General features: G+C 47.0%; 20 protein-coding genes. 4 read left to right on the forward strand and 16 right to left on the reverse strand.

Features of this window, described 5'->3' with window-relative positions:
- Position 1: 1 nt before the first annotated feature.
- From BUB16_RS04725 to BUB16_RS04765, 9 genes are all read right to left on the reverse strand, one after another.
- On the reverse strand, positions 2-304 hold the full coding sequence (locus tag BUB16_RS04725; protein WP_073060029.1) for an AtpZ/AtpI family protein: 303 nt from the start codon (positions 302-304) through the stop codon (positions 2-4).
- A 14-nt stretch (positions 305-318) separates the two neighbouring features.
- Complete coding sequence (locus BUB16_RS04730; RefSeq protein WP_211483093.1) at positions 319-720, reverse strand: hypothetical protein; 402 nt, start codon at positions 718-720, stop codon at positions 319-321.
- Entirely contained in the window at positions 717-2150 is a 1434-nt protein-coding gene (atpD, locus tag BUB16_RS04735) for a F0F1 ATP synthase subunit beta (RefSeq protein WP_084088038.1), read from the reverse strand. The genes BUB16_RS04730 and atpD overlap by 4 nt, the downstream gene beginning before the upstream one ends.
- Positions 2151-2159: 9 nt before the next feature.
- A complete protein-coding gene (gene ppsA, locus BUB16_RS04740) occupies positions 2160-4559 on the reverse strand; it encodes a phosphoenolpyruvate synthase (RefSeq protein ID WP_073060032.1) in 2400 nt (799 codons plus the stop codon).
- A 90-nt stretch (positions 4560-4649) separates the two neighbouring features.
- Positions 4650-5402, reverse strand: coding sequence for a glucose 1-dehydrogenase (locus BUB16_RS04745; protein WP_073060034.1), 753 nt, complete (start codon positions 5400-5402; stop codon positions 4650-4652).
- Positions 5403-5441: 39 nt separating this feature from the next.
- On the reverse strand, positions 5442-5639 hold the full coding sequence (locus BUB16_RS04750) for a YgaP family membrane protein (RefSeq protein WP_073060036.1): 198 nt from the start codon (positions 5637-5639) through the stop codon (positions 5442-5444).
- Positions 5640-5724: 85 nt separating this feature from the next.
- A complete protein-coding gene (locus BUB16_RS04755) occupies positions 5725-6174 on the reverse strand; it encodes an Hsp20/alpha crystallin family protein (protein ID WP_073060038.1) in 450 nt (149 codons plus the stop codon).
- Between the two features lie 659 nt (positions 6175-6833).
- A complete protein-coding gene (locus BUB16_RS04760; RefSeq protein ID WP_073060041.1) occupies positions 6834-7505 on the reverse strand; it encodes a response regulator in 672 nt (223 codons plus the stop codon).
- Between the two features lie 12 nt (positions 7506-7517).
- Positions 7518-8954, reverse strand: a complete 1437-nt coding sequence (locus BUB16_RS04765) for a PAS domain-containing sensor histidine kinase (protein WP_073060043.1) — start codon at positions 8952-8954, stop codon at positions 7518-7520.
- A 251-nt stretch (positions 8955-9205) separates the two neighbouring features.
- Here BUB16_RS04765 and BUB16_RS04770 point away from each other — a divergent pair, with 251 nt between their 5' ends.
- From BUB16_RS04770 to BUB16_RS04780, 3 genes are all read left to right on the forward strand, one after another.
- Positions 9206-9751, forward strand: a complete 546-nt coding sequence (locus tag BUB16_RS04770) for a YciE/YciF ferroxidase family protein (RefSeq protein ID WP_073060045.1) — start codon at positions 9206-9208, stop codon at positions 9749-9751.
- 82 nt (positions 9752-9833) lie between these two features.
- Complete coding sequence (locus BUB16_RS04775) at positions 9834-11732, forward strand: heavy metal translocating P-type ATPase (RefSeq protein WP_139240191.1); 1899 nt, start codon at positions 9834-9836, stop codon at positions 11730-11732.
- Positions 11733-11877: 145 nt separating this feature from the next.
- Positions 11878-13143, forward strand: coding sequence for an MgtC/SapB family protein (locus BUB16_RS04780; protein ID WP_073060048.1), 1266 nt, complete (start codon positions 11878-11880; stop codon positions 13141-13143).
- Between the two features lie 33 nt (positions 13144-13176).
- On the opposite strand, the gene BUB16_RS04785 is transcribed toward BUB16_RS04780, so the two are convergent.
- On the reverse strand, positions 13177-14262 hold the full coding sequence (locus BUB16_RS04785; protein ID WP_073060050.1) for an AI-2E family transporter: 1086 nt from the start codon (positions 14260-14262) through the stop codon (positions 13177-13179).
- An 88-nt stretch (positions 14263-14350) separates the two neighbouring features.
- Positions 14351-15679, reverse strand: coding sequence for a ferredoxin reductase family protein (locus BUB16_RS04790; protein ID WP_084088040.1), 1329 nt, complete (start codon positions 15677-15679; stop codon positions 14351-14353).
- A 363-nt stretch (positions 15680-16042) separates the two neighbouring features.
- On the opposite strand from BUB16_RS04790, the gene BUB16_RS04795 reads away from it, so the two are divergent.
- A complete protein-coding gene (locus tag BUB16_RS04795) occupies positions 16043-16918 on the forward strand; it encodes a universal stress protein (protein ID WP_073060055.1) in 876 nt (291 codons plus the stop codon).
- A gap of 80 nt (positions 16919-16998) precedes the next feature.
- Here BUB16_RS04795 and BUB16_RS04800 read toward each other — a convergent pair whose 3' ends face one another.
- The 5 genes from BUB16_RS04800 to BUB16_RS04820 form a co-directional block, all read right to left on the reverse strand.
- Positions 16999-17307, reverse strand: coding sequence for a sll1863 family stress response protein (locus tag BUB16_RS04800; protein ID WP_073060058.1), 309 nt, complete (start codon positions 17305-17307; stop codon positions 16999-17001).
- Positions 17308-17357: 50 nt separating this feature from the next.
- On the reverse strand, positions 17358-17813 hold the full coding sequence (locus tag BUB16_RS04805) for a MamS/MamX family magnetosome protein (RefSeq protein WP_073060063.1): 456 nt from the start codon (positions 17811-17813) through the stop codon (positions 17358-17360).
- Positions 17814-17837: 24 nt separating this feature from the next.
- A complete protein-coding gene (locus BUB16_RS04810) occupies positions 17838-19115 on the reverse strand; it encodes an NAD(P)/FAD-dependent oxidoreductase (RefSeq protein ID WP_073060529.1) in 1278 nt (425 codons plus the stop codon).
- A gap of 283 nt (positions 19116-19398) precedes the next feature.
- Positions 19399-20268 carry a hypothetical protein gene (locus BUB16_RS04815; protein ID WP_073060066.1) on the reverse strand — a complete coding sequence of 290 codons (870 nt, stop codon included), beginning with the start codon at positions 20266-20268 and terminating at the stop codon, positions 19399-19401.
- Positions 20269-20301: 33 nt separating this feature from the next.
- Positions 20302-20769 carry a hypothetical protein gene (locus tag BUB16_RS04820; RefSeq protein ID WP_073060069.1) on the reverse strand — a complete coding sequence of 156 codons (468 nt, stop codon included), beginning with the start codon at positions 20767-20769 and terminating at the stop codon, positions 20302-20304.
- Positions 20770-20846 lie beyond the last annotated feature (77 nt).

Raw genomic sequence — 20846 nt, forward strand, 5'->3', positions numbered from 1 at the left:
GTTATTCTCCTTTAGATTCATTTTTTACCCAGTACCAGGCGTTCATACATCCTGTAAAAATTCCTGCAACCAGCATCATGAGCGTCCATGAATACGTACTCTTGTAGCTGCTGTCGATCCAGATACCCAGCAACAGGAATAAGATGGTGGGTATCGACACCGACCAGCCCACCAGGCCGAACATACCCAGTCCATACCACAGTCCTTTATCCCCCTCTTCACGGGAACGAATCCTGCGCGCTGATTTTTTTCGGACCGTATCGGCGAAGGTATTCTTGTTGTTATTCTCTGATTCTTCAGCCATATCTGCCCTGTTTATCAGGTTTCCTCAAGTTCCAGAAAGTGCAGCAGGAGGTCCGCTTCCATGCTTTTTTGAGCAATACCTGCTGCCTTGTTCATTGCTTCGGTTTTCTTAAATCGCTCTCGTACGGCCTGCTCAAGTTTTGAAAGATCACTGCCCATGATTCCATTGAGGACCGAAACGAGCACCCGTTGGCCGATCTTTACCAAAATTCCTTCATCCACCGCTATGTAATATTCCTCACCACCCGATTCGTACATCAGGATGCCGGTCTTCAGCGCGGACACAAAATCAACATGTCGCGGCTTGAGGCAAAACGAACCGTTCGTCCCCTCCGCTATGATTTTGTCAGCCTCACGGTCAACCAGCACGCGCTCCGGTTCCATCACCTTGAGCTGCATGAGTTCGGGCTTTATCATTTGTCTACCTCATCAATCGTACCTATCATAAACAATTCTTTTTCAGGGACGTCATCGAATTCGCCATCCAGAATACGCTCACATCCACTGATAGCGTCTTCAATGCTTACATTTTTCCCTTCTATACCCGTAAACTGTTCCGTAACATAAAACGGCTGCGTAAAAAAACGCTCCAGGCGCCGGGCGCGGCTCACTGTCTGCCGGTCTTCGGCCGATAGCTCCTCCATGCCGAGCATGGAGATAATATCCTTTAGTTCTTCGTACTGGGCCAGCGTCTCCTTCACCTGCTGCGCCACCCGGTAATGACGGTCACCGACAATGTGGCGAGACAGCATTTTAGAGCCCGACTTCAGCAAATCAATTGCCGGGTACAGCCCCTGTCCCGCCCGCTCCCGTGAAAGTACAATAAATGAGGACAGGTGTGAGAAGGTATGGGTGACGGCCGGATCGGTAAAATCATCAGCGGGTACATAAACAGCCTGTATCGATGTTATGGCACCATTCTTTGTATTACAGATACGCTCCTGCAGGTCGGCCAGGTCGCTCCCCAGGGTGGGTTGATAACCGAGACGGGAATTAACCTTCCCCATCAGCGCGGATACTTCCGACCCGGCCTGGACAAAGCGAAAAATATTGTCGATCAGAAGCAGTACGTCGCGGCGCCGCACATCGCGAAAATATTCGGCAATGGTAAGCGCCGTCTGTCCCACGCGAAAGCGAGCGCCCGGCGGTTCGTTCATCTGTCCGAACACCATCGTCGTATTTTCGAGGACACCCGCTTCCCGGATTTCCCGGTACAGTTCTTCCGCTTCCCGGCAGCGCTCACCGATGCCGCAAAAGAGGCTTATGCCCTCGTGGCGGGCCACCATGTTGCGGATCATCTCCATAATGAGTACCGTTTTCCCCACCCCGGCGCCGCCGAAAAGTCCCGCTTTCCCCCCCCGCTCAAGCGGAGAGAGCAAATCCATCGCCTTGATGCCGGTCGTCAATACCTCCCGGCCGGTTTCCTGTTCTGACAGGGTAACTTTCGGCTGAAAAATACTGCGCATAGTCTCCTGATCCACCGCTCCCTGCTGGTCGATCGGATCCCCGAATACATTCACAACACGTCCCAACAAGGCATCCCCCACCGGGACCGTCAGTGGGGATCCGGAATTTATAACGTTCGTCCCGCGGCTCAATCCCTGGGTGGAATTCAGCGCCAGCGCCCGCACCGTTCGATCATCAATATGGGCGGACACTTCGGCAATAATCTGCGGATCCGATTCAATCACAAGCCGGGTTTGCAGTACGGGAAGATCACGCTCAAACACAACATCAATAACACTGCCCCGCACCGATCGCACCCGGCCGGTGCACGGGGACGGTTCGGCCGCATTGGTACCGGTACTGCTGCGATTAGCGCCTGTTATATCTTCTGTTAAAGGCATGGTGGAAAATCACGTGGAGTGTTTGTGTTCGGCCTGGTATACTTTTTTAATCACACTTACGACACTGTCCGGGTTCAGCGATATGGAGTCAATGCCGCACTCCACCAGGAAAGCCGCGTAATCGGTATTATCACTGGGAGCCTGTCCACAGAAACCGATCCTGATTCCCGCCTGGTGGCCGCGGCTTATTACCTCGCGGATCGCTTTTTTAACGGCCGGATCATTTTCATCAAATAGGTAGGCCAGATCCGCGGAGTCCCGATCCACCCCCAGGATAAGCTGCGTCAGGTCGTTGGATCCGATGGAAAATCCGTCAAACAGTTCTGCATATTCTTCCGTCAGAATATAGTTGCTCGGAATTTCACACATCATATAGATTTGAAGATCATTTTCACCGCGCCGCAAACCGAAGGTCTCCATCTGCTCCAACACTTTGCGCGCCTCCGTCAACGTCCTGCAAAAGGGGATCATAATGATCACATTGTCAAGTCCTATTTCTGCACGGACTTTCTTGAGGGCCCGGCACTCCAGGGCAAATCCATCCCGGTAGCCATCGCTGTAATAGCGCGAGGCACCCCGCCACCCCAGCATCGGGTTCTGTTCATCCGGTTCGAATTCATTGCCACCGATCAGATCGGCATACTCGTTGGTTTTGAAGTCACTGGTTCGCACGATGACGGGATCCGGGTGTTGTGAGGCGGCTATTTTGGCGATGCCGCTGGACAGCTTATCCACAAAATACTGCTCAAGGTCACTATACCCCCTGGTCAGTTTTCTTATTTTGGCAAACTCATCCTCATTGATAATTCGTTCGGGATGGGCCAGCGCCATCGGATGGATGCGAATATGCTGACTGATAATGAATTCCATGCGGGCCAGTCCCACCCCACGAACGGGAAGCCGCCACCATTTAAAGGCCGATTCAGGGGTGGCCAGATTTAACATGATATCCGTTTGGGGCTCGGGAAGATCGTCCAGATCAACCTCATTGACCTCAAAATCAATCTTGCCCTCATAGATCTTGCCCTCCTCCCCCTCCCCGCTCGAAAGGGTTACCTCCTGTCCCTCTTCAAGTATTTTTGTCCCTTCGCCGGTACCCACCACAGCCGAGATGCCCAGCTCGCGACTGACAATGGCCGCATGACACGTTCGTCCCCCGAAATCCGTAATAATACCGGCTACGTTTTTCAGGGACGGTACCCAGTCGGGCTCCGTCATTTCCGTAACGAGTATGTGATCGGGCTGCAGATTTTGAAGATCAGTGATATCATGCACATGCTTTATAATACCATGAACGATATTGTTTCCGATACTTAATCCCCTGATCAACACCGGCGCTCCGTCTTCGTGCAGGCGATAGGTTTTAAAACTCCCGCCAGCCTGCTGAGAGTGAATCGTCTCGGGACGAGCCTGCACGATATAAAGCTCACCGGTCGAGTCTTCTTTCACCCATTCGATATCCATCGGTTTCCCGTAATGCTTTTCAATATCGGCCGCCCAGCGGGCCAGCCGGAGTATCTCCTCATCCCCGAGTACAAACGACTGCCGCTCCATCATGGAAGTAGGCAAATTTTTCGTTTTGTTTTCCCCCTCCGAGGCATACACCATTTTAAGCTCTTTGCTGCCTTTTATTTTCTCAATAATGGGACGCTTTTCCTCAGCATTCAAAAAAGGCTTGAAGACAAAAAACTGGTCCGGGTTCACCGTACCCTGCACCACATTTTCCCCGAGTCCCCACGAACCGTTGATAAGCACCACATTGGGGAAGCCCGACTCCGTATCCACCGTAAACATGACCCCGGAACAAGCCTTGTCGGCTCTGACCATTTTCTGGATTCCGATGGAAAGCGCCACCTTCATGTGATCGAACCCCTTTTCCTCGCGGTAGGAGATGGCCCGATCGGTAAAAAGGGAGGCAAAACATTTCTTACAGATCCCCACCAGTTCATCGCCCCCGCGAATGTTCAGGTACGTTTCCTGTTGGCCCGCAAAGCTGGCATCGGGGAGGTCCTCAGCGGTTGCGCTGCTTCGGACAGCCACATCTACGTCCCCGGTATCGTACTGCCCGGATAACTCCGAATAAGCTGCTCGTATTTTCTCAGCCAGTGGAATCGGGAATACGCCCTTGTTGATCATCTGCCGGATTGAACGGCCGGCCTCTTCCAGAGATATATCCCCGCGCCGGAATCTGCCTATCTCTTCTTCGACAGGAGCCTCCAGGCTGTTTTCTTTCATAAAAGCCCAATAGGCCTCCGCGGTGGTGGCAAAGCCGTTGGGAACACGGACGCCCATCGGTTCCAGGTGTTTGATCATTTCACCAAGGGAGGCATTTTTACCGCCGACCAGGCCAACATCGTCTATTCCGACCTCTTCAAACCAACGTATATAGGGTGATGATTGTTTGTCCATAATTTAATTGTAATAAAGGAATGCCCCGGTTGTATTCTTTAAAAGCTGAAAAATGAACTATCCCGGATTTTTCACCAGGAAATTTGGTCCTCAGCGTGCCACATAGCCTCCGTCCACCAACAGCGGGTGCCCGGTAACAAAAGAAGCTTCATCGGAAGCCAGCCACACAACGGCATCAGCTACCTCACGTGGCTTGCCCAACCGTCCTGCAGGATGAAGTGAAATGATATATTGTTTGGTTTCTTCATCGGTGGTAATACCGGCATCTTCCAGCATCGGTGTTTCAATAAAGCCCGGACATACAGCATTGATACGTATACCTTTCTGTGCATATTCAATAGCAGCAGTTTTGGTAAGTCCCAGCAGACCGTGTTTGGAGGCAACATAAGCAGGTGCCTCGGCAAAACCCACATGTCCGAGTATGGAGGAAATATTAACAATCGAGCCGCTCCCATTCTCAAGCATGGCTTCAATTTCATATTTCATACACAAAAATTGTCCCCTCAGGTTAATATTGAGCACCTTATCCCACCCCGCGGTGCTGTATTCACCGCTGGTTGCGGACTCTCCGCCTATACCGGCATTGTTACAGGCCATATCCAGGCGTCCGAATTTTTCTATTGCTTCATTAACCATATTGCGAACGTCATCCTCCCGGGATATATCCGCTTTGACAGAGAGAACCTCGGCTCCTTCTTCCTTGATCTTTTTCTCTGTTTCCTTAAGGTCTTCGCCTTTGATATCGGAAATTACGATATCGGCTCCCTTTCTTGCGAAGGCGATGGCCGTTTCCCTGCCGATACCCGTAGCTGCACCTGTAATTAAAGCAACTTTATTATCCATAATAGTCCGTATTAAACAACCAGTGCATACTCTGATTAGTTATAATTTTTTTGGGGCCGCTTGACAGGTCGATACGCCCAACAGCGCATACAGGGGACATACTCCGACGATGCCCGTAATCAACGGAATCAGTCCTACGACTCCCCACCAGCTTTGATAATAGAAGCCGAGAAAAAATATTACTACTGCAAGTATCACTCGTACTATGGTGTCTGTCCTTCCTACATTGGTTTTCATGATAGCCTCTTTTCATTAAAATTAACGAACCGGCAAATGGTCATGGCCCTTTTGCCGGCCCTATTACATGTATGTTTGTTAATTCTCAATCTATCGGCACGGTTTTAGGTTTTTGCACCTCGGCTTTCGGAACAGTTACTTTTAAGACGCCATCCTTAAATCGAGCTTTGATTTTGTCATCCTTGCCTGCCGAGGGAAGCGTAAACGAACGCGTAAAACTACCATGATACCGCTCCTTGCGAAGAAAGTCCTCTTTCTCCTCTTTTTCCTCGTGCTGACGCTCGCCACTGATGGTCAATCTGTTATCCTTATAACTGACTTCCACATCTTCTTTGGAGATGCCCGGCAGGTCCACTGATACGATATATTCTTCATCCGTTTCACTGACATCCGTATCCGGGGCCCATAGTTCCATTCGCATTCCATCGCCGCCCTCTCTGCGCGAAAAAGGTACGATATCATCGAAAAAACGATCCATCTCCCGCCGAATAGATTCAATCGGAGACAACTCGGATTTCTTTTGTATTGCTTTCATAATTACTCCTCCTTATTTGTATTGAAATTCTATAAGCATTTTTCCGTAAAAATCCGGTTCTGCTTATTTCTCATATATAAGTAAGGAATTATATGGACACAGGTATGCAGTACGATCTTATCGAAACGTGTAGGAAAGCAGTAATTGTAGTGATAGGGGATTTCCCTACATGCAATAACTGAACTTTGAAGTACTGCTGACTTTTAGTTGCCGGCAGGTATTATGTCAGGATATGACAGGCCGCTTTTTTCTCTCTCCTGGCTATTATTCATTTTTCTATACTTTTTAAAACCTATGTTTTGCCCAATCTCTATATTTTCGCTATTTCAATATCCTCATCTTTAGTCTATACACTACGGTTTTAAAATCACTCAGGAGTTGGTATTGAACAAAAACCCTCTGGTTTTTCAAAGGCCTCTTATCATTTATCCAGAAATGAAACCGGTTTGTCGTGCTATGATGAACTCTCTCTGCTGCAAACCGACTGTCCGGGGACACTCTTCGGGATGCTTCACAAAACCATCGAACGTGTCATTCTGAGCCTGCCAACGAATCTCAAACTAACGGTTGTGGCTTCTAAAAGAGTAACTTTGATGACTCATGTGATGACAGCCGGGGTTTGCAAAATCCTTCCTGATGACCCTGAAAAATGGGAAGGGCTACTCCAGGTTGGCGCCTTCCGTCTCCACCCATTTCACCGCATGCATCATGAGCTCCGTGGCGTTTTCAAGATTAAGTTTGGTTTTAATCCGGGCCCGGTACGATTCCACTGTTTTTACAGCAAGATGTAGCTTTTCGGCTATTTCCCGGGTGTTATTCCCTTTGCCGGTAAGTTCGAAGACCTCCAGCTCACGATCGCTTAAAAGATCGAGGGGTGATTTATTGAGATCTTTTTGCCCGCTTGCCATGCCCAGCAGTAACTTTTCATTGATGGCATCACTAACGTAGATTCGGCCATTGAGTATTTTTCTCACCGCTTTAATTAAAACATCCCCGGCTTCCTGCTTCATAACGTATCCCTTGGCCCCGGCACGCAATACTCGTTCCGCGTATAAATTTTCCTCATGTCGCGATACGACCAGTATCTTCAGATCGGGATCCTGTGCAGCAAGATGCTTTACCAGTTCCAGGCCGCTCATGCCGGGCAGGGAGATATCTATAACGGCCAGATCAGGCGCAAGTTCATCGTATTTTTCCACGACCTCTTCAGCGCGCTCGAACTGTGCTATGACTTCAAACCCAAGTTCCGAATCCAGCGTCATGGATAATCCTTTGCGCATCATCGGATGGTCGTCCACTACTATGATTTTTGTCTTGGAATCTTTACCCATAATAAAAGATAGTTATATTTTATTTACCATTTCAATATTGTACAACGGGATGCTGCATATTACCCGGGTCCATCCTTCAGGAGTTTCGGTAATATTCAAGTTGCCCCCTAATATATGGGAGCGGTATTTCATCGTATTGATGCCCATGCCTTTATCTTTTTTTTCACTTGTAGCGGGAAATCCTGTGCCATTATCTTCGACAACAAGCTGTAATCTTTTTTTACTGTTATTGGCTTCCAGACGGACGAATATCTTTGTAGCCTGACCATGTTTGACTGCATTATTAATGGCTTCCTGTGCAATGCGGTACAGGTGCAGGGCAACCGTCGGCTTTTCAATTTTAAAATCACTGGGACATTTAAAGGTGCATGGCGTATCCGTAAGTATTTCAATCCGCTCACAAAGTCGACTCATGGCAGCCTGCAGTCCTTCATTTTCCAGCTCAATATGCGCCAGTCCATGCGCCAGTTCACGAGCTTGCTCATCCGCTTCCCTGATCATATTGGAAATTTCCAGCACTTCATCTGCCGCCGGCAGCCCGTTGGCTTCCAGCTTGCGGGCCAGATTCCTGCTGATCAGGCTTATGCCTGAAAGCATCTGTCCCAGTCCGTCGTGTAGTTCATGTGCGATACGGCGGCGCTCATCCTCGGCTATCTCAAGGATTTCATTTTCCAGCTTGCGCCGGTTACTGATATCTTTGATTAATCCGGTAAAAATTACTTCATCCCCGACGTTAACCTCGCTTACAGCCAGCTCAATGGGAAATACGCTCCCGTCCTTTCGCTTGCCTCTTACTTCTCTGCCAATGCCGATAATTTTGCGTTCGCCCGTCTCCAGATAATTGTCCAGGTACTCATCATGCTCCTCATGGTAGGGAGACGGCATAAGCATGCTTATATTTTCCCCGATTACTTCTGCGGGTCGGTAGCCAAACATCTTCTCGGCTGCCTGGTTAAAGTTCTGAATGATTCCCTCTCTGTCAATGGTGATAATCCCTTCAACAGCCGTTTCCAGAATCGCTTCGGTCCGGGCCTGGCTCTCGGCCAGCTCTAACTCCGCTTTTTTCTGCAAGCTGATGTCACTGGCATTACCCAGGATAACCGGCTCTCCCCGGCTATTTTCGATCATAGTTCTCTTTACATCCAGCCAGATACGGGAACCGTCCTTATGGCGTCCCTCCATCTCAAGGGAAAGCTCCTTCCCTTTTTTTAAAAACTCCAGCTCATCCTTAAAATTGTCCGACTCCCGCCCCGGATAAAGTCGCCAGACCGGCTTGCCTATGATCTCCCCGGCTTTATAGCCAAACACTTTTTCACCGCCCCCATTCCAGTACAGGATCGTCCCCTCCAGATCCAACAGCATCACCAGCCGGGGAAGGTGATCCATCATCTTTCGCAGATCTTTTTCGTCAACCGGGTTATTTAAATATTCTTCTTTTAAGAGACTCATAAGAAATTTTAATTGCGGATACGCACAAACACCCAAGTTAAAAAGTTATCGGACTTCTCCTTAATTTAAATCTAAAATTTTAATACATGGCAAATTCCCCTACATCCTATTGTCAGGTTCCCCCCTACTTCCCGATCAGCTGTTCCCCTCTTTTCGGAATCCACAAAATATGGTTATATATAATTCAAGATGTTCACCTGATCAAAATAATTCTAAATATACCAGTAATTATACAATTAAAAATACCCGATATGAAAGATCAAGAACAGGATATCATAGATCTCTACGATTTAATGCTTGAGCAGCTGCGTGATCTGTACGACGGGGAGCGCCAGCAGCTTGATTATCTTCGTAAAGCCGAAGAGCAGGCAGATTCATTTGAGCTGGACGAAATCATACAGATGCATCGCAGGGAAACCAAAAATCAGCTGGAGCGAATAGAAGAAGTGTTTGACATACTCCATGAAGAACCGGCCGGTGAATCGTGCGATGGCATCAGGGGGATCATTGAGGAAGCGGTGAAGCTGAGTGATCGCTGCAAAAATCCGGAAGTGCGGGATGCTGCACTGGTAACCGCCATCCAGCATATCAACCACTATGAAATTGCCGGATACGGCACCGCCATCTCCTATGCCAAGGCCCATGAGCAACACGATATTGCCGAACGTTTGCTCGATACGCTGAGAGAAGAAAAAAGGGCCGACATGGGATTAAGCGACCTCGCCCAGGATCAAATCAATCCGCACGCAAAATGGACGGCTATTGTCAAAAAGTCGGAAAAGGAATCGACTTCATGAGTATAAAACGGTAGGTTCATGTGCTGTTGCAGTACGCTCCTGTACGTTCAGTACAAACTTTATTCATATCAAATTATAGTTTGTGAAAAAAATCTTAACGGCTGGCAAATTTAAGGCATGGTTGACGGTAATCTGTGCTATTGCCTTGCTCATCGGAGCTATAGGCGAATGGACGGGATGGCTGCAGAAGCAACTCACAGTTGTTTTCTATATTATCGCTTATCTCAGCGGTGGATACGCAGGAACGGTTGAGAGTATCCGGGCTCTGACGAAGTTCAAAATCAATGTGGATGTGCTCATGATCCTGGCGGCCCTTGGAGCGGCCAGCATTGGTGAATGGATGGAAGGAGCTATCTTGCTTTTTCTATTTTCATTGAGCAATACCCTTCAGGACTATGCCCTTGGTAAAAGCCGGCGTGAAATAAAATCGCTGATGAAACTTCGTCCTGATGAGGCTTTGGTTCGCAATTCCGATGGCTCGGAAATAAAACGGCCCGTTGAAGAGCTTTCAAAAGGTGATATAGTAATTGTCAGGCCCGGAGAACGTATCCCCATCGACGGAGAAATAACAGACGGAATTACATCGGTGAATCAGGCAGCAATTACGGGAGAAAGCGTACCCGTTAAAAAAAAACCGGGAGATGAGGTATTTGCTGCCAGTCTCAATGAAAACGGAGTTATTTCTGTACGGGTTACCAAGCTGGCCAAGGAAACAACCCTGGCCAAAATCATTAGAATGGTTGAACAGGCGCAAGGCAGTAAAGCCGCCACCCAGCGGTTTTTAGATGATTTTGAACCCTGGTATGCAGTGGGAGTAATTTCAGCGGTTGTTCTGCTCATCCTATTTCCCTGGTTTTTTTCGGGCCAGCCTTTCGACGACATATTTTACCGGGCCATGACGGTACTGGTGGTAGCTTCTCCCTGCGCGTTGGTGATCAGCACGCCGGCTTCCGTACTTTCGGCTATCGCCAATGCGGCAAAAAATGGTATTCTATTTAAAGGCGGGGCCTATCTTGAACAGGCAGCCTCAATTGACATCATTGCCTTTGACAAAACGGGAACGCTGACAAAAGGTAATCTGGCGGTAACCGATATTATCCCTTACAACAACGGTAAAGCCGGTCAAATTTCAGAATCCGAACTGCTTTCAATGGCCGCTTCGGCCGAAGAACATTCTGAGCATCATCTGGCAGCCGCCATTCTAAAAAAAGCGGGCGAACAGAAGGTAGCATATGGCTCTGCAAACCAAGTACAGTCTGAGGCCGGAAAAGGTATTTCCGCACAATTAAAAAATAAAACCATCCAGGTGGGCAACGAAAAACTCTTTGATACCACCAGCGAAGACTGGAAAAACGGGATACGGGAAGAAGCCGATAAATTAAAACTACAGGCCAAAACGGTGATTTATGTTGTTATTGATGGTAAACCAGCCGGAATAATTGCTGTGGCTGATGAAATTCGAGAGCAGGCGCCGGCGGCGATAAAGAAATTAAAGAGCCTGCAAATCAACCGGCTGCTGATGCTGACCGGGGACACTACAGGGGTCGCTCGTTCTATTGCTGATGAGATTACTATCGATGAATTTCACGCAGAACTGCTGCCCGACGAAAAGGTTGAATTTATCAAACAGCTGGTCAAAGAAGGTTCTACGGCCATGGTGGGTGACGGTGTCAACGATGCCCCGGCACTGGCAGCCAGCCACATGGGCATTGCCATGGGTACGGCAGGTACCGATGTGGCTTTGGAGACGGCCGATGTGGTATTGATGGGAGACGATCTTAATAAACTACCCTATCTGATTCAGCTTGCACGCAAATCCCGGAAAATTGTCTGGCAAAATATCATCTTTAGCCTGGCAGTCATTGCCGTACTGGTAGCCTCGGTGTTTCTCTTTGCCTTGCCCCTTCCTATCGGCGTAGTGGGACACGAGGGCAGTACCCTGCTGGTAGTTTTAAACGGATTGCGTTTGCTCAGAACATAGTTGGGATATCAAATACAAAAACATTTAAAACCTGTTAAATCAACTATTCTTGTTTTCTACCATGCTGAAATATGGTTTTTGGCCATAAAATCCGTTAGCTTGAATTTTCCTCTTTAGACAAGTAACATAGTAATACAGCCAATAAATGGATTTACAGCTGCAAATCATTTGGAATATCCTGTCGGCCCTGGGAATCGGGTTGCTCATCGGTATCGAACGGGGCTGGTCCGGCCGCGAAGAGGACGAAGGAGATCGTGTAGCAGGTATTCGCACCTTTAGCCTGGTGGGACTGCTCGGAGGAGTATGGGGCGAATTGAGTCGTTTTGCGGGCGAGTGGATGGTAGCGGTCATCTTCCTTTCTCTCACCGCGCTGGTCATTACTTCCTATATCATAGATACCAGAGAAGATCACGATCTGGGTATCACTACGGAGATAGCCCTGCTGCTCACCTTTTCCCTCGGGGCGTGGGCGACCCTGGGATATCAGTTGTATGCATTGGCCGTGACGGTTATCGTCATCTCACTGCTAAGTCTGAAACCGGTACTCCATCGATGGCTGCAGGAAATTGAAGTCAAAGAGATTTATGCAGGAATCAAGCTGCTGGTTATCTCGGTTATTCTCTTGCCTCTGCTGCCCAATGAAGGCTTTGGGCCCTGGCAGAGCCTGAATCCCTACTGGATATGGTGGATGGTCGTGCTCATATCCGGTCTTTCTTTTACAGGGTACATTCTTATCAAATATTTGGGCAGACGGCAAGGTACCCTGCTGACAGCAGTGACCGGCGGACTGGCTTCATCAACCGCCGTAACGCTCAGCCTTGCACAGCTCGCACGACAACAAAAACAGGTTCCCAGCTATCTTTTTATGGCGGGGGTGCTTGTCGCTTCATCCATCATGTTTGTTCGAGTTGCCATCGAGGTATTGATTGTAAATCCCAGCCTGTGGCATCCCCTGTGGGTACCGCTGACCGTAATGATGGGGTCAACGGGCATTGCCGCAATATGGCTTTGGAGGAAATCCCGGAATCCGGCAGATAAACAGCCCGAAATCGACCTTAAAAACCCACTTCAGTTTTTTACGGCCCTCCAGTTCGGTTTGTTGCTGGCTGTTATACTCGTCCTTGCTACCGCCATGGAACACTGGTACGGGGACGAGGGCATTTATCTGCTGGCATTGCTTTCCGGGCTTATGGATGTGGATGCCATTACGCTTTCCCTTTCCCGAATGGCCCTGAACGAAATCGGTTCGGATGTAGCAGTTTCCGGTATTGTCATATCTGTAATCTCCAATACCTTAGTCAAAGGGGCACTTTTCACATTCTGGACAGGCTTCAATAAGAGCAAGACGTTGTTATGGCTTATCCTCCTGATCTCAGCAACCGGAGTCCTGAGTATTCTTCCTTTTCTCTAACACTATTTATATACTCAAATCAAGAAAAAACAGTTATAACTCTTCCGTTGGTTCTTTCCCCTTCACCTCTTGTTGATTCCGATAATCACCCAGGAGCAAAGCAATGGGCTTCAATTCCTCAAATTCATCAAACACCACTTTCAAGACCCCCAGTAAAGGGATAAATAAAATCATTCCCGACACACCCCAGATATTTCCACCGACAAATATAGCAATGAGTGCTGCCATAGGATTTAATCTAACCTGGGATCCCAGGATGTATGGGGTTATTAGATTATTTTCCACCAACTGAATAAACCAGAGAGCAACAAGCACAGCAACAGGATAAAACAGCGTATCCGTGGTAGCAATCGTATATAAAATAACAACAAGGGAAGCAACGATTACCCCGATATAGGGTACGAGATTGAAAACAGCCAGTAATACCGCAAAAAACAAAGCATAATTAATTCCCAGCAAAGTCAACACTATATAGAAAAGAATTCCAATTATTACGGTCACCCCCATCAGCCCGACCATATATTGCTGTACCACATCATTTACCTTGCTGATGATATCAGAAGCCTTTGTCCGGTAATTTTTAGCCAATCCAAGGAACCCATCATAGAAAAGATCCCTGTAATAAAGCATAAAGAAAATATACAGGGGGATAACACTGATCAGTGTTAATGTTTGAAATGCCGAGAAAAGGGAATTCCGCAGCATAATCAGGGAGTTACTGAATATACCTGACAGGGAACTGGAAACCTGTTGGGCTATCGTTTCATTTGTAACACCAAGGGTTTCCTCGCCTATCTCTTGAAATGACAAAATCCAATCATTTAGTTTATTGGTAACTGCAGGGGCATCCCTCAACAAACCAACAATCTGAAAAGAAAGAATATACAACACAAGGCCTATTAAAGCAGTGACTATTATCAATACAGAGATTATAGCTGCGGGACGAGGGACTTTCTTTTCAAGCCATTGTGTTACCGGTAAAATAAGCAACGAAATAAACAGCGCCCAGGCCAATGGAAGTAATATCAGTTGAGCTTCCGACATGATATGTACCAGCAGCACTCCCGCCAGTAAGAGGGCGGCAATACGTACGATGTTGGAATTACGAGCTTTTTGCATAATGATAAATCAAAGATTCAATAACTCTTGATGTATTGGAATAATCAATATATATGGAATCCACAAAATAGATAACCTTATACTCAAACTAAAAGAAATCAAAATCTTCGTAATGAATATTTTTCTCCGGCACATTCATTTTTTTTAACTCGCTTAACAATTTTTTTCTCATCTGCCGAGGGCCACAGATATAAATGACTTTCTTTGCCAGATCAGGAATATCACGGGCATCTAAAAAACCTTCCCTGTCGGCACAAACCAAATGAATATTGAACCCGGTGGATTGCTTCTGGAATGCTTTAAACTCATTCAGATATACAGCCTCTTTTTCAGCGTTTACACAGTAGTACAAATCTGCCATAACATTCGATTTTTCCTCTTTCAGATTTCTGACCCAGCTCAAAAAGGGAGCAATACCCACGCCGCCGGCCATCCACACCTGGCTTTTTGATTCCCGCCTGTAATCGAAACAACCGTATGGACCTTCAAATAATGCTGTTGTGCCGGTTTCTAAATTTCTGTAAAGGGTCCGGGTATAATCCCCAAGAGCTTTTACCATTATTCTGACCTCTTTCCGTCCGGGAGCACTGCAAACTGTAAACGGGTGAGCTTCGCGAGTAATATCCGGGGCGAGAAAACTAAAAAAATAAAACTGTCCGGGACGAAACGTTATAGCTTCTTCTGCCTGCAGCTCGATTTCCACAACCCGGTCACTCAACCGTTCAACAGTTGTAACCTCAAGCCGGGGCTTCTGGAGTATGTGTTCCAGCAGGAATGATTTATAAATCCACGCTGCGACGGCCGCAACAGATAAAATGAGCAGATACAGAAACAATAAAGGACTGGCGATTGCCAGATTATCCAGAAAAAACAGATGGATAGCCCCGAATATAAATACAACCCCCATAAACTTATGTGTCAGTTTCCACTTGTCATAAGGGAGCTTGACCACCAGGGTCAGCAGCATCAGTATAATCAGGCCCCAAAAAGACCAGCTGCCGAAATCGACTGCCAATCGACGGTGCACCGGAAGGAAATACCAAAATACCTTGGCAATATCCTGTGGTACCCACCTGGTTGCCAGTAAAATCGGATGAAACAACAGCAGGACAAAAGTAGCATTGGCCATCCGGTGATGGGTATGATACATTTTATCCAATCCGCCGAAACAGGATTCCAGCCATTTAATCCGTGCGGATAATACAAAAGTAACTGCAAATAGAGAGAAGCCGACAAGAGCGGACAGCTGACTTGAATAGATGAAAAATCTTTTTGCGCTGTGCCTGACCGTTGTCTCCGGATAGGCCGTTAGCCAAAGCGGGATCACCAGCAAGGGTATCAGCCAGAATACCCAGGGACCGATATTTCTTTTCTCATGTCTGTGCCCCGGCAACGGTGAGGTTGAATTGGATTCCATAGCTATACTTATACATCACGTTAAATATTACATTGCAACTCATCCCGGCTTTTTAAACATAAAAAAATTCAGCATCTTTTCGGCGCCGGGAGCGGCATATCGCCATACTATCAATGAACTGGATCTGCGAAATGAACCAAGTGCCTGGCCAATGAGAACTCGATTACTTGCCCGGCAGGGATACGAAGACAATGGTGTAAGGAGTGGTTCCGAATAACCGGCAAACCGCAAGAGTAAAGGATACTGAATTTTTTGTGATACCAGTTAATCCCTACAGTATTTAGATACCAAATCACTACATCATTTTTCTTCAAAAGGTATATTTTTAAAAAACAGATAACTAACATAATTTAACGATCCGTCATGGCTGATATCAATAACATTTTATTCCCGACTGACTTTTCCGAGAATACGTCCAATGCGCTCACCTTTGCCCTGGAAATAGCCCGCGCCAGCGATGCAAAAGTGCATCTCATGCATTCCATCGAGGAACCCTATAATTTTGCCATGATGGATGAAGCCCCTATCACTACAGAAGTCAAGCGAAGTATCAGCCAGACCGTAAAAAAACTGTTTAATACTCTGGAGGATGAAATCCGGAAAAATGACACCTACGGTGAGCTGAATATTGAAACCAGCATTCAAACCGGACGGGCCGTATATAACATTCTCGAAGAAGCCGGGAATCGAAATGCTGACCTGGTGGTTGTCGGGGCCAAAGGGCGGACCGGGTTGAAAAAAATTCTCTTCGGCAGCACCACCGCAGAAGTTATACGTCGCGCCGAAGTACCGGTTTTGGCCGTACCCAAAGAAGCTTCGTACGAGGGATTCAAACAGATCATCTTCGCCACTGACTATCAGGATGGCGATCTCGAAGCGCTGCAATTCGTGGTCAAACTGGCGAAATTGTTCAACTCAAAAATCAATATCTTTCATTCCTCGCTTAAAAACAATCTCAAAACCGAAATCATGTCCAGGGGGTTCAGGGATCTTGTAACAGAAAAAATATCTTATGATAACATTGAATTTGAAACAACCCCGTCCACACGCTTCTTTGAAGCAGTAACGCAAAAAATGGCCCGGCACAGTATTTCACTGCTTGTAATGGTGCACTATGAGGAATCGTTCCCGCCCCTTCCCAAACGGCTTTCACAGGAAATGAGCTATTATTCAGAGGCTCCCCTGCTGGTGCTGCCGGGTCAAAAACTGACTAATGCTAAAAATGATCATGTTGGATAATATCAAACAGATACATCATCCGACTGTTTTTTCCCAGACGTGCTTAAAATGCCTTCACCTATGCCCGGAGAACAGCTGCTCTATTTCTTCATCTCTTTTCGCAAAGATGAAAATCCATTCTTAAGATCTTTCCACAACTTTTCGGCATCCTTTCTGATACTCTGGTAGGTCGTTTCCCCCACTTCTTCAAGCTGATCCATTTTTTGGTCCAACTTGCTTCTTTTGGTTTTTAAATTATTTAATCTTTTAGCCAAATCCTGTTTTAATTCGGAAAGCCGTTTTTCATTCTCCTCTTCAAATGCTTCCAGCTCGCGATCCCATTTTTTCAGCTGAGTCGACAATTTATCGATGTATTTCTCGCGTTTGGTTGTGGATACTTTTTTATTCATGATAGGTAACTATTCTTCGTGTGAGTGTGAGTATTGCTATATTTGAAATTTTAATTTACCCAGCTTTGCCACCTGGGCCGCCCGTTTTCATCTCTCAAAATCAGCGTGCTGTCGCCGTGTTCAATTCGGGCGGCTATTATGGCAGGATTATCTTCATAATTAACGCGCGATCCAACAACTCTAACCTTTTGACCATCTTTGAGTCTATCTTGCTGGTGACTGATATACCACTCCGGCCCCAGGTGGATGGGAATAATTTTTTTGTTTTCTGTTTCCAGAATTAGAATAACACCTTGCTTCTCATCATTCTGGCTGCCTTCAGTAATAATTTCCAGGATATGGCCGTCAAATTCTTTGACATTATCCGGATCAAATTGCCGGTGGTATTTTTTATAACGCATGACTCCTTTGGAAATCGAATGGACAATTCCCCCTATTGCCAACAAAACCAGACCTCCGCCCCATAATTGCAAATTTCTTATCACTTCTTTTGTATTCAGATCCATAATTAACCACTCACTTTTTATATATTAAATGACGGTGCGGTCAGCGATAAATTCAGACAGCGGCAAACCCCATGTAGGTATTTTTCCACCCGTTGTATAGTACATGGATTTAAAACCCATTTTGAGCATATGGGGCGTGTATCCCATTTTCAGGATACTGGTATCTCCACCCCACCATTCATCGGTATGCATGTAAAAGCCCTTGTGGCTTCCCATGTCGCCCATACATATAAGCATGAATTCCATCGGATCTATTTCTCCCTCGGGTTGATAATTCCCCACCTCCTTTCCGACCACACGGGCCAACACTTCCGCTTCCATATGTCCCAGTGATCCCAGCTTCGGAACCGTAATGGAAGCCGCATCCCCAACCGCAAAAACCTCCGGGTAATCGGGATTGCGCATGTACCTGTCGGTAACAATAAACCCCTGATCATCTGAGATAGGTAATTCTTTCAGGAACGCGTGGGCTTCCCAGTTCGGAAAAATAATCTTTAGTTCGGCCTCAACGCTGCTGCCGTCCTTGAATTCAATGCCATCTTTATGAATTCTGCTGATTCCCCTGGTATTGGCCTTATACCCGTATCCCATCTCTTCCACCATGGGCAACAGCTGATCGAGAATCTGTTCTCCTGCATCTTCGGCAATGACTTCGGCGGGGGTGAACAGCGTTATTTTTTCAGCTCCGCCCAGGTCCCGCCTCTCAAGCCAGTCGGCCATTGAGAAGGCCACTTCTACCGGGGGACCCTCACAAGCTGCCTCGGCCACGGGCAACCCTTCCGGAAGCTTATCGCTTTTACCTTGTATAAAACGGTCCGAACCGATGGCAACCGGTCCCCCTTTATATCCTCCTTCGTGAAGATACCTTCGAATTTCATCCCCGTAAAACGTATCCGTAAACGTATGACCATGTTCTGCAAAACCTTCGATCTTGTCAAAAGCCAAATGATTCCCCAGGGCAATAACCAGATAATCGTAAGCTATATTTTCGCTCGCAGAACCGGACCGCTCAGTTGGTATATAGGCAATATTTTTTTGGTCCACATCAATATTCCGGATGTCCCCCTGGATAAACCGGATGTGATCCCGGTCGAGAAATTTCATGAAGGGAAGGTGGAGTTCCGTGGCGGGATTATTGTTGTTCCACACCTCAATGGGAATATTGGGAATAAACGACAAATAAGGTTTGCGATCGATACAGGTAATCTTTACCCCCTCACCTGCAAACTCCCGAAGATAACGAGCAGTCGTAAGTCCGGCGAAGTTGCATCCCAATACGAGAATATGCGGTTGCGCAGCCATGATGTTCTGGATTGAATTAATGTTTAATACATAATAAAAATTCAATGTCTCTCGTACTCAGACGAGTAACCTGATTGTTATGTAATTAATAGCTATCTCAATTATGTAGGGAATATTCTTACATATGATCTCATATTTGAAATCCCCTTGAAATTTAAAACCGCATAGTCATAAATTGAGTCTTTGTCGGGCTACTCTTCACTGTGCCTGCTACGTTAGCTGAAGCTTTCATCCTACTATCCATTTGATGTCAGACTACAGAATGTTCATTTGTTGAATCCAATTAGTTTAGTTTAACCTGCCATCCTCCCCCAAACGCAACATCTGCAGAAGACTCTGACAAGCCGAAAGAGGTGCTGATATTCAGACTGGTCCGTGCACCCACCTGATAACCTATCCCCAGCGCGGCCGACATAGGAGGGATAACCCCATCAATAATTTCTGTCATCCCGTTAAAAGATCCGAGTACCAGCCAGTGTCCACCGGAAAAAGATTTACCGATGCCCGCTCCGTAGGTCAGCGAAGATTTCAGTTCCAGGTCGGGCATGTCTCCAAAATGCCAGTACATGAAATTGGCTGTCGTAAACCATGTATCAAAACGCCTGGATACGGAACCTCCGATGCCCATATCCCAGGCACCGGTCCCAAATCCGTTTGAAGGATCAGCCAAAGGAAATTTAATCGAGGTATTGAAGTACAAAGCAGTTGCCGCGGTCTCAAATCCCAGGACCTGATACTGTAAAGAGAGCGATGGATCACTGAAGCCGGACTGTGTATACGAAGCCGTGTCCGCCAGATCGACAGGCTGTCTGCGACCTCCCATTCCCATACCCGGACCCTGCCCGTAATGCCGGCCCACCGACCCGTGTTGAGGCCCTCCGGTAGGTATCCCTCCATAGCGGCTGTACGAGATCCACGGGGAACTTTGTATAACAAAGGGAACGTCAGCGGAAATTCCGTATCGCGCATTCCTTATACCCAGGCCATTGGTCAGATAAAAACTCCGGGTATTTTCTTCGAAGTAATAGGAGCCGGTCGCCAGCTGCATACTGCCGTTGTAATGCAACGATTGTCCCCGTACCTGACCGGCTCCCGATAGTCCACCTGCTATAATAAAGCCCAGAAACAGGATCCATCTTTTGAGATTCATCATGTCAAAGCAATAGTTTTTCCGGGAATGGGATGTTTAATTTTGATCCGGTTGATGCTCACGCAATCTTTTGGTCATTCGCTCCATCGTTTGGACCGTTTCTTCAAGCTGACCGGTCATACCCTGCATATGCTGGCGGACCTGATCCATATCCTTTCTCATCTCGCCGTCCTGCATCATTTGACGATCCTGAAGCATAAGGCTACAGCGTTCGGCTGCATTTTTCATATTGCCAAGCATCAGCCCAAGCTGCTCACCCATGCGGTTCATCATCCGGTACTGGTTCTGCATCTGTTCGTTTTGCGTCTTTTCCATCATGCGTGACATCTCCTGATTCATCATATGAACACGTTCATTCATCTGGTTCATACGCTGATTCATATCCCGCATCTCATTCATCTGTTGCTGCATCATTTTCTGCTGAGCATGCTGCTGGGCCAAAGCTGTGTTTCCCAGCATCACTACTCCGACAATCAGGCCAAGTAATCCATTTAGCATCTTCATAGTACGTTACACCAATTCTATTTTATTGAGATTAAAAATACACAATAGAATTTCGGTTATTACCGGCAATCAAGATG

It is taken from the genome of Fodinibius roseus (assembly GCF_900129315.1).
Taxonomy (GTDB): domain Bacteria; phylum Bacteroidota; class Rhodothermia; order Balneolales; family Balneolaceae; genus Fodinibius; species Fodinibius roseus.

Bases quoted from the DNA above. Each gene is read 5' to 3' on its own strand.
- BUB16_RS04725 (WP_073060029.1), bottom strand. From the start codon at position 304: ATGGCTGAAGAATCAGAGAATAACAACAAGAATACCTTCGCCGATACG.
- BUB16_RS04730 (WP_211483093.1), bottom strand. From the start codon at position 720: ATGATAAAGCCCGAACTCATGCAGCTCAAGGTGATGGAACCGGAGCGC.
- atpD (WP_084088038.1), bottom strand. From the start codon at position 2,150: ATGCCTTTAACAGAAGATATAACAGGCGCTAATCGCAGCAGTACCGGT.
- ppsA (WP_073060032.1), bottom strand. From the start codon at position 4,559: ATGGACAAACAATCATCACCCTATATACGTTGGTTTGAAGAGGTCGGA.
- BUB16_RS04745 (WP_073060034.1), bottom strand. From the start codon at position 5,402: ATGGATAATAAAGTTGCTTTAATTACAGGTGCAGCTACGGGTATCGGC.
- BUB16_RS04750 (WP_073060036.1), bottom strand. From the start codon at position 5,639: ATGAAAACCAATGTAGGAAGGACAGACACCATAGTACGAGTGATACTT.
- BUB16_RS04755 (WP_073060038.1), bottom strand. From the start codon at position 6,174: ATGAAAGCAATACAAAAGAAATCCGAGTTGTCTCCGATTGAATCTATT.
- BUB16_RS04760 (WP_073060041.1), bottom strand. From the start codon at position 7,505: ATGGGTAAAGATTCCAAGACAAAAATCATAGTAGTGGACGACCATCCG.
- BUB16_RS04765 (WP_073060043.1), bottom strand. From the start codon at position 8,954: ATGAGTCTCTTAAAAGAAGAATATTTAAATAACCCGGTTGACGAAAAA.
- BUB16_RS04770 (WP_073060045.1), top strand. From the start codon at position 9,206: ATGAAAGATCAAGAACAGGATATCATAGATCTCTACGATTTAATGCTT.
- BUB16_RS04780 (WP_073060048.1), top strand. From the start codon at position 11,878: ATGGATTTACAGCTGCAAATCATTTGGAATATCCTGTCGGCCCTGGGA.
- BUB16_RS04785 (WP_073060050.1), bottom strand. From the start codon at position 14,262: ATGCAAAAAGCTCGTAATTCCAACATCGTACGTATTGCCGCCCTCTTA.
- BUB16_RS04790 (WP_084088040.1), bottom strand. From the start codon at position 15,679: ATGGAATCCAATTCAACCTCACCGTTGCCGGGGCACAGACATGAGAAA.
- BUB16_RS04795 (WP_073060055.1), top strand. From the start codon at position 16,043: ATGGCTGATATCAATAACATTTTATTCCCGACTGACTTTTCCGAGAAT.
- BUB16_RS04800 (WP_073060058.1), bottom strand. From the start codon at position 17,307: ATGAATAAAAAAGTATCCACAACCAAACGCGAGAAATACATCGATAAA.
- BUB16_RS04805 (WP_073060063.1), bottom strand. From the start codon at position 17,813: ATGGATCTGAATACAAAAGAAGTGATAAGAAATTTGCAATTATGGGGC.
- BUB16_RS04810 (WP_073060529.1), bottom strand. From the start codon at position 19,115: ATGGCTGCGCAACCGCATATTCTCGTATTGGGATGCAACTTCGCCGGA.
- BUB16_RS04815 (WP_073060066.1), bottom strand. From the start codon at position 20,268: ATGATGAATCTCAAAAGATGGATCCTGTTTCTGGGCTTTATTATAGCA.
- BUB16_RS04820 (WP_073060069.1), bottom strand. From the start codon at position 20,769: ATGAAGATGCTAAATGGATTACTTGGCCTGATTGTCGGAGTAGTGATG.